The 14400-nt window shown below is 42.6% G+C and carries 11 protein-coding genes; 8 read left to right on the forward strand and 3 right to left on the reverse strand.

Features of this window, described 5'->3' with window-relative positions; translation table 11 throughout:
• Positions 1–2 precede the first annotated feature (2 nt).
• From BMW86_RS18955 to BMW86_RS18990, 8 genes are all read left to right on the forward strand, one after another.
• Positions 3–1139 carry an XrtY-associated glycosyltransferase XYAG1 gene (locus BMW86_RS18955; RefSeq protein WP_089783281.1) on the forward strand — a complete coding sequence of 379 codons (1137 nt, stop codon included), beginning with the start codon at positions 3–5 and terminating at the stop codon, positions 1137–1139.
• Between the two features lie 4 nt (positions 1140–1143).
• Positions 1144–2052: a glycosyltransferase family 2 protein gene (locus BMW86_RS18960; protein WP_089783282.1), complete on the forward strand. Its 909-nt coding sequence runs from the start codon at positions 1144–1146 to the stop codon at positions 2050–2052.
• Positions 2049–2474, forward strand: coding sequence for a VanZ family protein (locus BMW86_RS18965; RefSeq protein ID WP_089783283.1), 426 nt, complete (start codon positions 2049–2051; stop codon positions 2472–2474). Before BMW86_RS18960 ends, BMW86_RS18965 begins: the two co-directional genes overlap by 4 nt.
• A complete protein-coding gene (locus BMW86_RS18970; RefSeq protein ID WP_218149164.1) occupies positions 2447–3019 on the forward strand; it encodes a WcaF family extracellular polysaccharide biosynthesis acetyltransferase in 573 nt (190 codons plus the stop codon). Before BMW86_RS18965 ends, BMW86_RS18970 begins: the two co-directional genes overlap by 28 nt.
• The gene (locus BMW86_RS18975; RefSeq protein WP_255372948.1) at positions 2970–4268 is read left to right on the forward strand and encodes a WcaI family glycosyltransferase; all 1299 of its coding nucleotides are present in this window, start codon (positions 2970–2972) and stop codon (positions 4266–4268) included. Before BMW86_RS18970 ends, BMW86_RS18975 begins: the two co-directional genes overlap by 50 nt.
• A 10-nt stretch (positions 4269–4278) precedes the next feature.
• A complete protein-coding gene (locus BMW86_RS18980) occupies positions 4279–5664 on the forward strand; it encodes an undecaprenyl-phosphate glucose phosphotransferase (RefSeq protein ID WP_089783285.1) in 1386 nt (461 codons plus the stop codon).
• 135 nt (positions 5665–5799) lie between these two features.
• On the forward strand, positions 5800–6510 hold the full coding sequence (locus BMW86_RS18985) for a hypothetical protein (RefSeq protein WP_143056621.1): 711 nt from the start codon (positions 5800–5802) through the stop codon (positions 6508–6510).
• Positions 6511–6604: 94 nt separating this feature from the next.
• A complete protein-coding gene (locus BMW86_RS18990; protein ID WP_089783287.1) occupies positions 6605–7654 on the forward strand; it encodes an acyltransferase family protein in 1050 nt (349 codons plus the stop codon).
• Between the two features lie 58 nt (positions 7655–7712).
• Here BMW86_RS18990 and BMW86_RS18995 read toward each other — a convergent pair whose 3' ends face one another.
• The 3 genes from BMW86_RS18995 to BMW86_RS19005 all read right to left on the reverse strand — a co-directional run bounded on the left by BMW86_RS18995 (position 7713) and on the right by BMW86_RS19005 (position 14393).
• Positions 7713–9245: a malate:quinone oxidoreductase gene (locus BMW86_RS18995; protein WP_255372949.1), complete on the reverse strand. Its 1533-nt coding sequence runs from the start codon at positions 9243–9245 to the stop codon at positions 7713–7715.
• Between the two features lie 173 nt (positions 9246–9418).
• Positions 9419–10867: a rubredoxin gene (locus BMW86_RS19000; protein ID WP_089783289.1), complete on the reverse strand. Its 1449-nt coding sequence runs from the start codon at positions 10865–10867 to the stop codon at positions 9419–9421.
• 1 nt (position 10868) lies between these two features.
• The gene (locus BMW86_RS19005) at positions 10869–14393 is read right to left on the reverse strand and encodes a nitrate reductase (RefSeq protein ID WP_089783290.1); all 3525 of its coding nucleotides are present in this window, start codon (positions 14391–14393) and stop codon (positions 10869–10871) included.
• Positions 14394–14400: the final 7 nt, after the last annotated feature.

Here is a 14400-nt window from a genome sequence, read left to right on the forward strand (position 1 = left end):
GAATGAAAATTTTATTTATAGCGCCATCTTACAAGCCCGCATATATCTATGGTGGCCCCATTGTGGTGATTGCGCGACTGGCAGAAAGACTGGTACAGCTGGGACATGAAGTAACTGTATATACGACTACTGCCAATGGTAATAAAGAACTGGACGTGCCTTTGAAAGAACCTGTGATGATGGATGGTGTGACTGTCAGGTATTTCAAACGTATTACAGGTGATCATACACATATTTCTCCGTCACTATATGCTTATACCTGGTCTACTGCCAAACAGTATGACGTAGTGCATATTCATTCGTGGTGGAACTTCGCTGTGCTTGGTACTGCATTGATATTCATGTTAAGAGGTATAAAGCCGGTATTGTCCCCGCATGGTATGTTCTGCGATTACGTATTAACAGCGAATAACCAGGCAAAGAAAAAGTTAATACATGCCGTAATTGGTAAACAATTGCTGAAGAAGACATATCTGCATGTATCCTCACAAATAGAATGGAATGAATGTTTACAGATTAATAAAAGCTGGAAAGGAGCGAATATTTTTAACCTGGTAGATCTTCCTTCTGGTGAATATAAAAGAGACGAGCGCCCGGTGTTTACAATCAGTTTTCTTTCCCGTATAGATCCTAAAAAAGGGCTGGATATTCTGATCAATGCACTGTCAGGTGTAAGTTTTCCTTATCGCTTACAGATTGCCGGATCAGGCAATGAGGAGTATGTACTGCAATTGAAGAAGATGGTGAACGATCTGGGAATGAACGAACATGTGGAATGGGTAGGATGGATGAACACTGAACAGAAGTTCCCTTTCCTGGCAGGATCTGATCTGTTTGCACTGACTTCTCTCAATGAGAATTTTGCGATAGTGGTGATAGAGTCTTTATATGTAGGTACACCGGTACTGATCAGTAACAATGTAGGGTTATGCAATTATGTGGAGGAGAATGGTTTTGGCTGGATTACCGGTATAGAGAGTGTGACGGAGATCAGGCAGAAACTGACGGAAGCATACAACAACAAAAAGGAACGTAATGAAATTACTTCCCGCGCCAGGAGAATCATTGATCATGATTTTAATGAAGCGAAACTGGCAGGAGATTATGTAAAACTATACGAAAGCACAAACACGATATAAACAGATGAGCATAGCGGTAATCATTCTTACTTATAACGAAGCGAAACATATCGGTCGTTGCCTGAAAAGCATGCGACAGATAACGGATGAAATTTATATTATCGATGCATTTTCTACGGATGGCACCGTAGCAATTGCACAAGGATTTGGCGCTAAAGTATTACAACATGTGTGGGTGAATTATGCACAACAGTTTCAATGGGGACTGGATAACTGTGGCAGTAACGCTGCCTGGGTGATGCGTATGGATGCGGATGAATACCTGGAGCCTGCATTGATCCAGGAGATCAATGCCCGTATTACACAGATGCCGGAAGAGGTAAGCGGTATTTATATCCGCCGTAAGGTGCTTTTTAAAGGCAAATGGATTCGTTACGGGGGCTTTTATCCGCATACACTGCTGCGCATCTGGCGTAATAAAATAGGTAGTATAGAGCAGCGCTGGATGGATGAACACATTGTACTCTCAGAAGGTAAAACGGTATTGTTTAAAGAGCATATCGTGGACTATAACCTGAATGAGATTCACTGGTGGGTGAACAAGCATAACAACTATGCCATCCGGGAAATGGTAGACCTGCTGAATATCAAATACGGTTTGCTGCATGCTGATAAACGCCTGCTGGAAGGTGAAGGTACACAGGCAAAAACAAAACGTTTTCTGAAAGAGAAAGTATATGCTGCTTTATCACCCGGAATGAGAGCATCCTTTTATTTTATGTACCGCTATATTCTGCGTGTTGGTTTTATGGATGGTTACTATGGATTCATTTTCCATTTCATGCAGGGATACTGGTATCGCTTACTGGTAGATGTAAACCTGAAAGAATTTGAATTGAAGCTGAAAGGGGATACGCGGAAAGAGAACATGATTGCGCTGTTGAAGAATGATTACAATATAGTGTTGCAGTGAGGAAAGTAATATTTACGGCAGGGTATTTTATTGGGTTATTATTTCTGGTATTACTGAATCCTGAGAGAATAAGAGAACCTATCCCGCTGAACAGCCGGTTAAGAATTCATCCTATTGTTGATTCGCTGAAAGATATCATGTACCCGAGAGGTAGTAGCTGGTGGTTACACTGGTTTCACTTTTTAACCAACCTGTTCGGAAATATCGTGTTGTTCATTCCTTTCTCTTTCATTGCTATCATGGTCTTTAAGTTATCCCGGTTTATATGGGTGGTGTTACTGGCTTGTGCATTGAGTGTAGCAATAGAAGTAATACAGTATTATACAGGATTGGGTGTAGCAGATGCGGATGATGTGATATTGAATACTGCCGGCGCTGCAATTGGATTTTATTTATGCAAAAGATATTTAAACAGACAATGAATACAGATCTCTCCAAATTCAGTGTAGGCAACTATACCGCTGGTCCTAAGTGGAAGATAGGGGTTTGGTTCCTCGTGAATTATTACATTTTCGATAGTGTGTTTCCCTGGCCTTATGGCTTTAAGAGTAAGTTACTGCGTGCCTTCGGGGCATCTGTAGGTAAGGGGCTTATCATCAAGACTAAAGTCAGAATTAAATATCCCTGGCGTTTAAGCATTGGAGATCATTGCTGGATAGGGGAGTCTGTATGGATAGATAACCTGGATATGGTGGAGCTGGGGGATAACGTGTGTATCTCTCAGGGGGCTATGTTACTGACAGGTAATCATGATTACAAGAGGAGTGATTTCCCTTACCGGTTGGGTGGAATAAAGATTGAAGATGGAGTGTGGATAGGTGCACAATCGGTAGTATGCCCTGGTATTGTTTGTGGATCGCATGCTGTATTAACGGTAAAGTCGGTAGCTGCAAAAGACCTGGAAGCATGGAGTATATATGCAGGCAATCCTGCCATTCATGTACGTAAAAGAGAGATTACAGAATAATATGGCTAAAAGATTATTACTGATAGGAGGCAATTTTTCACCAGAGCAAACCGGTATTGGTAAATACAACGGGGAGATGATCAAATGGCTGGCAGCAGGTGGATACGATTGTTCTGTTATCACCAGTTACCCTTATTATCCGCAATGGAAAGTGCAGCCGCCTTACGAGAAACATAAGAACTGGTATAAGAAAGAAGTGATGCAGGAAGATGGCTGGCAGGGGAAGATTACGGTGTATCGCTGTCCGCAGTATGTACCGGCAAAACCTTCCGGTAAAACAAGGATGCTGCTTGACTTTTCGTTTGCAGTATCTGCGTTCTTTAAGTTACTTCAGTTGTTACCCCGTAAGAAATTTGATGTGGTGATCAGTGTCGTGCCTCCTTTCCATTTAGGATTACTGGCAGTGTTGTATAAGAAATTACGGGGAGCAAAGGTGCTGTACCATGTGCAGGATATGCAGATAGAAGCTGCAAGAGATCTGAATATGATCAAATCTCCCAGACTGATTAAAATGTTGTTCGGACTGGAACGCTATATTTTAAAGCGTGCCGATATGGTAAGTAGTATTTCCGACGGGATGATGAATAAGATTCAGCAGAAGGCCGGCAAGGATATCTTCTTCTTTCCTAACTGGGTAGATGTCACCTTGTTCCATCCGCTGGAAGAAAGAATGTTACTGAAAACAGAGTATGGTTTTGCCGCATCAGATAAGATTGTATTGTACTCGGGTGCTATTGGGGAAAAGCAGGGACTGGAAGCTATCCTGTATGCGGCTAACAGACTGAAGGATCAGGATGGGCTAAAGTTCCTGATCTGTGGTTCCGGGCCTTACAAGGAGACACTGATGAGGCTTGCCGAAGAGATGGGGTTGCAGAACGTTATCTTTTTCCCATTGCAGCCTTTTGAACGGTTCAATCACTTCCTGAATATGGCTGATGTACACCTGGTGATACAGAAAGGGAATGCCAGTGACCTGGTAATGCCTTCCAAGCTGACCACCATCCTGGCCGTCGGCGGACTGGCACTCGTTACCGCCAACAGCGGTACCAGTTTACATAAGCTGGTGAGCACGCATAACATGGGGATAGTGGTGGATGCCGAAGACCAGGATGCACTGAATGAGGGCATTATCCGGTCGATGAATGGCAATGTGCGGGAGATGGCCAGCAATGGAAGGGCGTATGCAGAAACCTACCTGTCTGTAGGAAAAATAATGTCGCGGTTTGAAGAAGCAGTAATAGTTCGTTAACATTTTATATATGCTGAACAGATATCTAAAAATATGCAGCATCCAGATACTGATGTTTGATTTTATCAGCCTGAATGGATTTTTCTTTTTTACTCATTACTGGTTACAGCAGTATAGCGTACCTGTGCATATGGACAGAGATATGTTCTTACTGGCATCCAATATCTCATGGGCAATTGCGTTATATACTACCGGTATCTATTTCATGAGCCAGCAATTGTCTTACGAAAGAATAACGCGCAAGACGATACAGGGAATTTTATACTATCTGTTATTAATGCTCCTTTTTGTTTTCCTGAGCAAGGAAGCCTATAACAGGTTATTCATAGCTACCTATTGTGTGTTGTTTATAATAGTAGTACTGATAGACCGGCTCTTCTTTTATATGCTCACCAATTATATCCTGCGTCGTAAGGAAATCGAAAAGAAGGTGGTAATCGTGGGCTATAATGACCTGTCTAAGCAGTTGGTGGATAATTTGCTGGGAAGGAAGAGTAATCTCCGTTTTGAGGGTTATTTTGAGGAATACAGCAATGTACATGAGTTGTCTTACTACCCGGTTATCGGAAATTTGCAGGAATGTGTGACGTATGCGCAGACGAATAACATCAGGGAGATTTATTCAACGCTCTCCCCGGAGCAGTTTCCTTACCTGTATACGCTGGCGCATGAGGCAGAGAAGCATTTTATCCGTTTCCGTTTTGTACCTGATTTCAGGATGTTCGTGAACAGGCAGATTTATGTAGACTACCTGGACAACATCCCTATCATCTCTTTACGTTCAGAACCATTGGATGATATTGCGAACAGGATCAGGAAACGCATGTTTGATATTTTGTTCAGTGCGTTCGTGATGGTGTTTATTCTGAGCTGGCTGATACCTTTGCTGGCATTGCTGGTGAAACTAGAATCCCGGGGCCCTGTGTTTTTTGTGCAGAACCGTACCGGCAGGAACAACAACAACTTCCGCTGTCTGAAATTCAGGAGCATGTATGTGAACAATGATGCGAACAGTAAACAGGCAAGTCGTAATGACCGCCGTTTCACCAGGATAGGACGTATTATGCGTAAGACGAATCTGGATGAGATGCCCCAGTTCCTGAATGTATTCTTCGGTGATATGTCTATTGTAGGGCCACGTCCGCACATGCTGAAACATACAGAAGAGTATTCTGCCATCATGCAGAAATATATGATCCGTCATTTTCTGAAACCAGGTATTACCGGATGGGCACAGGTAAATGGATATCGCGGAGAGATTACAGAAGAAATGCATCTGCGTAAACGCATAGAGCATGATATCTGGTACATGGAGAACTGGTCCATATTATTGGATCTGCGTATCATCTTCTTAACGGTATTTAACACTATAAGAGGTGATAAGAACGCTTTTTGATGATATTCTACTAGTATAAGTAATGAAGTTGATAAGAATAAAAGAAGGGTAAATGTTACATTTGCGCTCCGGCAGCGGTTATGCCGGGATTATCTATCTTAAATAGGGACGGGGACCTGTAAACCAGCGATGAAAATGAAAACTTCTGTAACTGCATTAAATTTTCTTGATAACGACAGGTTAGCAGATGATATTTTTCATGAACTGAAATCTATTATATCAAGCATTCTTTCAAGTGTAGAGCTGATAGCATTATACGACGGGAAAGCTGTGGCCGGAAAAATCACCCGGCAGGCAGAAGCTATTAAATCGCAGGTAATAGAACTTGATTTCCAGTTGCAGAATGTGCGTATCATTCAGCAGATACTAAGCAAATCGTTTGCATTGAAAAGGAAAATGACCAACGTTCATTTCTTCCTTACACAATTCATCCGGGAGGAACCGTATACAAAACTGTTGTCGCCGGCAGTAGAGTTACACGCCGGCAAAGGTGCAACAGATGCGTTTATAGATGAATTTGTGATCAAACAGTTGATACTGAATTTATTTTTCTGGATGAACAGACATTCATCTACCTATCAGTTACCCAGACTGGTGTTTACTTTTGAAGAAGGATATTTTGAGATCAGAGGGCATTTTTTCGCCAATTATATTTTCTCTTCTCCTTTTAAATCGTCAGCGAATGAACACCGCGTTACGGATAGTGAATTATTAAACCAACCCATTTGCTACCTGATGTCTTATATGGCTGCTTTGCATGATGGCAATTTTGAAATCAGTGCAGCACCGGAAAAGAATGTAGTAGTAATGGTAAGGATACCATATAAGCCCGCAGGTGTGCGGTAAAATTTCTCTTAGAAACAATAAGATAAGGTTAAAACAAAGGGGATATATCTATATCCCCTATTTTTTTATCTGATTACAACAAAAGGACAACAATATGAAGCTTGAAAAGGTTCAAAGGGATTCGAACATTGAGTTACTAAGGATTGTATTGATGTTTATGATCATTGTACATCATCTTGTAACAAGGGGATTAAAATTGAGAGAGCTGGGATCGGGAACGTATACTCCTATGGAATCTACTACTTTTCAGATTTTGTTAAATAGCTTTTTGATTGTTGCAGTGAATACCTATGTATTTATTTCAGGATATTTTGAGATCAGGTTTAAAATGAAAGTGCTGATCTCTTTTTTGATTCAGTGTACCTTCTATTCTATTGTGTTGTATTTAGTATTTGTTTGGCTTGGGCTTGCTACATTTGACTGGAAGACGATGGCAATGACATTGTATTTTCTATATAAGGGATGGTGGTTTGTACCTATCTACTTAACATTGTATGCATTAGCGCCGATGTTAAATAAGGGGCTGGCAGGGCTGAATAAAAAACAGCTTATCTGCATGATAGTAGTGTTGCTGATACTGGCACATATTAAGTTTGTGACGGGGAATTTTATTTCGGACAGAGGCTTTGGTATCTACAACTTTATCTTCATTTACATTGTTGCTCATTATTGCCGGAATTATGTAAAGAAGATAGATTATGCCTGGGTAGGGTATATTGTATGTTCTCTGGTGATCTTTGCGCTGGCATATGGAACATATTATATCGGGAAGCCAAAGATTACCTGGACGATATATAATTATAATAACCCGGTATTGATTTTATCTGCGGTGTTTCTCTTTTTTACTTTCAAGAATCTTAGTTTTAAGAGTGGACTAATAAATAGTGTGGCAGGGTTAGTATTTGGTACTTATCTGTTTCATGAACAAAGGAATGTCTGTTTATATCTGAGGGATAATGTCGTCGTTTATTTACGTACGGTAATGCCAAATGATACTACATTGTTGCTGTCTATATTTGGATTGGCGATAGTGGTATTTATTGTGGGGATTAGTATAGAGAAGATCAGGCAGTATATCTGTGATCCTATATTAGAATATTTGTACCGGATAAAATGGGTGCAGAAGATATCAGATCTTAATTAGAAAAAGGCCCGGCTTCGTGAGAAGCCGGGCCTTTATATTTTAAGCGGGTGCTTTTATTTTAAGCAGTTACGCCCTGTGTTTTCAGTTCTAATACTGTGTTGGACCATTCCCTTACCTGATCGCAGAGAGCTGGTTTATCTGACAGTTTCTGGCCATAGGAAGGGATCATCTGTAACAGCTTCTCTTTCCATGCAGCAGTAGCCAGTTCTTCTTTAAAGCAACGGTTCAGGAGTTCCAGCATGATAGATACTGCTGTAGATGCACCGGGAGAAGCCCCCAGCAATGCTGCGATAGAGCCATCTGCAGCACTTACTACTTCTGTACCGAATTCCAGCACACCACCATGTTCAGGGTCTTTCTTGATTACCTGTACACGCTGCCCTGCGAATTCCAGTTCCCAGTCTTCCATTTTTGCTTTAGGCAGGAAAGCCTGTAAGGCTTCCAGTCTTTCTTCCGGCGACTGACGTACCTGATCTATCAGGTATTTGGTCAGTGGAAGGTTATCGAGACCAGCCGCCAGCATAGGGCGGATGTTATTGAACTTAATTGATTTAGGTAAATCCAGCCAGGAACCTTTTTTCAGGAACTTGGTGGAGAAACCTGCGTATGGTCCGAACAGTAAGGCTTTCTTACCATCGATCATGCGGGTGTCCAGGTGAGGTACGGACATTGGAGGTGCTCCTACAGAGGCTTTGCCATATACTTTGGCAGCATGTCTTTCCACTACCTCAGGATTTTTGCATACCAGCCACTGGCCGCTTACAGGGAATCCGCCGAAGCCTTTTCCTTCAGGTATATCTGATTTTTCCAGTAATGGGAGTGAACCACCACCGGCACCTATGAATACAAATTTTGTAAAGAGCTTTCTCTTCTTGCCTGTTTCCATGTTCTTCACGGTCAGGCGCCATCTCCCATCTTCATCCTGTTCCAGATCGCGTACTTCATGGTTCAGGTTGAGCTTTACGCCATCCTGTTCGGTGAGGTAGTCGATGAGGGAACGTGTTAATGCGCCGAAGTTGATATCAGTACCCAACTCCATACGTGTAGCGGCTACTTTCTCAGCAGGGTCACGACCATCCATTACGAGGGGCATCCATTCGGACAGTACAGCAGGATCTTCTGAGTACTGCATCCCCTTAAATAAATGATTGCTTTCCAGCGCCTGCTGACGCTTTTTCAGGTATTCCACGTTTTCTGCACCCCATACAAAGCTCATGTGAGGAACGCTTTGTATAAAGTTTCCGGGAGATTTAATACAGCCTTCCTGTACTAAAAATGACCAGAACTCCTTGGACACTTCGAAAGATTCGGCAATTTTCAGGGCCTTATTTGTTTCGATAGAACCATCGGCCTTTTCAGGTGTGTAGTTTAGTTCGCAGAAAGCCGAATGACCAGTACCAGCATTGTTCCATGCATCTGAACTTTCTCCGGCGATTACATCCAGACGTTCAAAGATTTCAATGGTCAGTTCCGGCTGCAATTCTTTCAACAGAACACCCAGCGTTGCACTCATTATGCCTGCACCGATTAAAACGATGTCAGGCGCCGATTTAGGAGACATATTATTTTTTTTACACGATTTGCACCGCAAAAATAATACATAATCTCTTAGTTGTATAACGTTTTAGCACTTTGTTTTAATCGTTTTACTGATTATAAGGGCGGGTGTAGCCTTATAAGCTACTGTAGTAGTGGGTATGCAGCAAGTGCAAAGAGAATGTTAAGATACGGGGTTGAAAATTGGGGTGATAGTAAATGAACGGGTTAAGATGGTATATTAAAATTATGTTCAACCATCGTGATATTAAAATCCTGCAGGGGAGCTTCGCATACTGAACAGCAGTAATAAGGAGGCAGGTCTGAGAAGAGCGTACCGGCCGGGATTTGCTGGGCAGGATCTCCTGTGATTTCGTCGTAGACAGTAAAGCAGTGAGGACATTGGTGTACAGGCTTTTCGGGTATGGCAACCACCAAAGGCTGTATTGTCTTTTGCAAAGGATCATGGCTGCTTTCGTAAAAAAGTTTACAAAGCGCTGAGATATAAGGGCCCAGGTATTCTTTGGCTACATCTGTCCTGTAGGGAATCAGGTTACCGGAGTTTGGACTGAAATCCGGAGTATACAGGATATCGTATCGCTGCAGCCCTTTTAAGCGGCTTTTTTGCCTGTTTTCCTGTTTGTTAAGGATAATGGAGCCAAAGCAGCTGTTCCCCGGTTTTAGGCGTATGCCAAAGCATAATCCGTAGGTGCGTACATCAGCGCTATCGAAATACCTGATAATGTGACGTTTCAGTACAAGTCCGTCTTCGCTGTTATCTTCTACCTGCCAGTTCAGTTCATTGGCAGCATGCCGCACGTTGATATTGTGTTTGCCGAGGATATAATCCCATAGGCGCCGGTGTTCGTGTTTAATATTTTTGATGATCAGTGATTTCCAGGAAGTAGCATATAGCTGTCCGGTTTTTGTTTCCAGGCAGATATTGCAAAGGTCTTTCAGGAAATCAACAGAGAATTCTTCATCGCGGCGATAGATACCCAGCCAGTAGCTGTCATCATGTTTGTTGAAGCCTTCATAATAGGGGAGATGGAAATGCGGGTATTCCAGTTCCTGTTCTATCGGGCGGCAGAGGTATTCCAGTTTCTCTTTTACCTGTGTAAAGAGATGATCAATTTGTATGGTAGTTTCATTACCTGATAAAAAAGATTCTATACAGTTGCTGACTTCTCCTATGTTGTTTGTGTAAATGAGTTCCGGCCATGAAAACAGTTCTCCTGTTTTAGGGTAGCGGATGTAAAGGTGCCAGTAATGCTGCTGTTTGGCAGAGATCCAGTTGAGATGCCCCGTGAAGAAAGGCATGAAAGTTTGTTTACTGTCGCAGATGTTTATTTTCAGAGAAGGGGTATAGCTGAACATTTCGAAAACATCTTTGTAGATGCCTTCCGTTAACCAGGTATCTGTAACGAAGATCCCTGATGTAAGATAAGAGCTGCTGATATTTGGTGTTGATGCACAGCTGATATCTTTTTCTTTACAGGCATTTTCAAATTGTTTGATTTGTTTTACCGGGACTTCTATCAATAGTTGCTGGCGCAAACCAAAGCGTACTTGTTTTACTCTGGCATCTGTTGCTATTTCGAGGATGGTATGCAGATTTCCGGGAGAGATGATCCCTCCTGTAAAATTGATACTTATTGTATGTGTTTGCTTTAGCATTTTATACTGTTACCAGTTGTTCCGTTTTCTTTTTTCCCTGCTGAGGCAGTGTTCTTTCCAATATCGCCTGTACTTCCGGTCTGCAACTGCCACAGCCCATGCCTGCACCTGTAGCCTGACATACCTTTTCAAGACTGGTACATCCTTCCTTTATCTTTCCTGTAATATTTCCTTCTCCCACACTACCACAACTACATACCAGTTTACCTATCACCGGTTCTCCTTTTTTACCGGAGCGTAATAATTCCAGTCTCTTATCAGATAATTCAATCTTATTGGCTATCAGGTCTTTGAATTCAAGGAATTCTGATTTATCACCAATAAGAATAGCGCCTATCAATCTATCATTATGTATCAGGCACTTCTTATAATAGCGTTTGGATTTATCAATGAAAACGACTTCTTCATAAGCCGGATCATCAGGTGTTTCTACCATACCTAATGAGCATAGATCTGTACCATGCATTTTCAGGATATTCATGAAGAGCGTACCCTGGTAATAACCGGTAATGTCTCCCGACAGATGCCGGGCTACAACGGCAGCCTGTTGTTCTGCAGCGGCTGTGATGCCATAGAGTGTACCATTGAATTCTGCTATTTCGCCGATAGCGTAAACAGCAGGATCACTGGTTTGCAGATATTCATTTACGACTACACCTCTTTTGCAGGTTAGTTCTGATGCCTGCGCCAACTCTATGTTTGGTGTTGTTCCTATAGAAAGTACAACAGCCTGGCAGTCTATCTGTCTGCCGCTTTTGAGACGGATCCCATCCAGTTGTTTAGAACCAGTGAAACGTTCTATCTCATCATTATACAAAATCTCTATACCTCTGTCTGTAAGTTCTTCGTATAAGAGCTGGCCACCTAGTCTGTCCAGCTGCCGGTCCATGAGTTTAGAACTACGTTGTATAACAGCGACGTCTATATCCATTTCTCTTAAAGAGGCTGCCAGTTCTATCCCTAACAGTCCGCCCCCTGCTATCATCACTTTACCTTTAGCAGGATCAATATGTTTGATAAATGCATCCGCATCCCTGCGGTTACGCATAGTGAAAATCCCTTTTAAGGGTGGAGTATCTCTTAAAACAGAAGCCCTGCTTCCCATGGCCAGTATCAATACATCATACTCATGTACAAGCCCGTTGCTGTCTGTAACCGTTTTATTTTCCCTGTCTATCTGCAGTACGCTGACACCACGATGTAAAGTAATATTGAAATCAGTTTCTTCACTATCTGTCATCTTCACCAACTGTTCCCATTGCTGGGTGCCACTGATATAATCAGGTAACATCACACGATTATAGAAAGGAAGATCTTCTTTACTGAAGACGATGATTTCGTCTGTATTATTTAAAGGGCGGTATGATTTTACAAAACCACAGGCTCCTGCGCCAGCGCCGATAATAATGATGCGTTGCTGTGGCTTTTTGTAGGATTGCACCTGCACCGCTGCATATTTGAAATCGGGTTGCTTGGAGATAGGGTCCAGGCGGTTATGCGTAAGATTATTAGCCCTGCTTAAATCGTTATTCAGTATTTTACCCCAGTGCATAGGAAGGAATACCACGCCTTTTTTAATGGAAGTACTTAGTTGTGCTTTCACCCGTACAACACCATTACTATTGAAGATCTCTACGATATCATCTGCACGGATATCACGCTCCTTTGCATCATCCGGATGTATTTCCAGAAAGGGAGCGGGGATATGTTGTTTTAGTTTACTTACTTTACCTGTTTTGCTCATCGTGTGCCACTGGTCACGAATACGGCCTGTGGTAAGGATTAAAGGATAATCCTTATCCGGTGGGGCAGATTTATTATCATCATCAAAAGAATGAATAACAGCTTTTGCTGATGGTGTATAAAACTGATGATCTGTAAAGAGGCGTGGTGTACCAAGGTCTGTTGTCCCTGTAGGGTAAGGCCATTGTACGCTACGTTTTTCTTTCAGTAAATCATAATTCAATCCACTTACATCTATATTAGTACCTGCAGTAAGACGGCAATGCTCGTCATAAATTTCAGCAGCGTTATTATAAGAAAAACCATGAAAGCCCATCTTCTGTGCAAAGCGGCAGATAATCTCCGAATCAGGTAATGCTTCTCCCGGAGCATCCGCTACCTTTTGCAGATAACTGATACGACGTTCTGCATTCGTCATGGTACCTTCTTTTTCTGTCCAGGCAGCAGCGGGGAAAACCACATCTGCATATTGCAGTGTTTCCGGTTTGGAAGAGATTTCCTGCACCACTACGAACTTCGCTTTTTGCAGGGCAGCTTCTGCCAGTCTTGCATCAGGAAGGCTTACCAGTGGATTGGTACAAAGAATCCAGATGGCTTTGAGTTTACCACTGTTCAGCGCTTCGAACATTTCAGTAGCAGTAAGCCCTGGTTTTTCAGAAAGAGGTACACCACCCCAGAACTCCTGTACTTCTTTACGATGTGCCGGATTGTTCATAAGGCGATGAGCGGGCAACAGGTTCGACAAGCCGCCTACTTCGCGTCCGCCCATCGCATTAGGCTGACCGGTTAATGAGAATGGCCCGCATCCCTGTTTACCTATATGGCCGGTAATGAGATGCAGGTTAATAAGACTGAGATTTTTATTAACACCTACTACACTTTGGTTGAGCCCCATTGTCCATAGGGTCATGAAACGTTTTGCTTTGCCGATGTAAGTAGCCGCTTCAATGATATCTGTTTCGGAAATGCCACAGATAGCAGCAGCACTGGCCAGACTACGCTGCATGACCGTTTCTTTGTAGCGGGCAAAACCTTCTGTATGCTGACTGATAAATGCATGATCTGTGAATCCCTGTTCTATCAGTATCCTGCCAATAGCATGGTGTAATACGATATCAGTACCCGGATGTAATTGCAGATGCAGATTGGCTAATGCACAGCTTTGTGTAACACGGGGATCACTGACAATAATTTTTAGTGAAGGATTAGCTGCTTTCGCGGCTTCTACCCGTCTCCATAAAATAGGATGGCACCAGGCCGGATTTGCACCAGCCACAAAGATGCAATCTGCCAGTTCAAGATCGTCGTAATTGCCGGGTACACTATCTTCCCCTAAAGCCATTTTATAGGCAGCTACCGCACTACTCATACAAAGGCGTGAGTTGGTATCGATATTATTACTGCCAATAAAACCTTTGATCAGTTTATTAACTACATAATATTCTTCTGTTAAACATTGCCCGGACGCGTAGAATGCTACGGAATCCGGGCCATGTTTCTGAATGATCTGTTTGAACACAGCGGCAGTCCTTTCCAGCGCCTGGTCCCAGGTAACCCGCTGACGGGGCAGGTACCGGTTATAGCGCATTTCAGGATATAACAGCCTGTCGCTGGTATCCATAACTGTATAATGCAGGTTCATTCCTTTAGAACAGAGCATGCCTTTATTCACAGGATGGTCTTTATCTCCTTCCACATGCAGTTTCCCCTGCCGGTCTTTATGCACTACGATCCCACAACCAACGCCGCAATAGCAGCAAGTTGTTTTAAATGAAGTTGACATGTGTTCT

This window comes from Chitinophaga sp. YR573, from assembly GCF_900110995.1.
In the GTDB taxonomy this organism is placed as follows: Bacteria; Bacteroidota; Bacteroidia; order Chitinophagales; family Chitinophagaceae; genus Chitinophaga.

Bases quoted from the DNA above. Each gene is read 5' to 3' on its own strand.
- BMW86_RS18975 (WP_255372948.1), top strand. From the start codon at position 2,970: ATGCAGGCAATCCTGCCATTCATGTACGTAAAAGAGAGATTACAGAAT.
- BMW86_RS19000 (WP_089783289.1), bottom strand. From the start codon at position 10,867: ATGCTAAAGCAAACACATACAATAAGTATCAATTTTACAGGAGGGATC.
- BMW86_RS18970 (WP_218149164.1), top strand. From the start codon at position 2,447: ATGCAAAAGATATTTAAACAGACAATGAATACAGATCTCTCCAAATTC.
- BMW86_RS18960 (WP_089783282.1), top strand. From the start codon at position 1,144: ATGAGCATAGCGGTAATCATTCTTACTTATAACGAAGCGAAACATATC.
- BMW86_RS18980 (WP_089783285.1), top strand. From the start codon at position 4,279: ATGCTGAACAGATATCTAAAAATATGCAGCATCCAGATACTGATGTTT.
- BMW86_RS18955 (WP_089783281.1), top strand. From the start codon at position 3: ATGAAAATTTTATTTATAGCGCCATCTTACAAGCCCGCATATATCTAT.
- BMW86_RS18985 (WP_143056621.1), top strand. From the start codon at position 5,800: ATGAAAACTTCTGTAACTGCATTAAATTTTCTTGATAACGACAGGTTA.
- BMW86_RS18990 (WP_089783287.1), top strand. From the start codon at position 6,605: ATGAAGCTTGAAAAGGTTCAAAGGGATTCGAACATTGAGTTACTAAGG.
- BMW86_RS19005 (WP_089783290.1), bottom strand. From the start codon at position 14,393: ATGTCAACTTCATTTAAAACAACTTGCTGCTATTGCGGCGTTGGTTGT.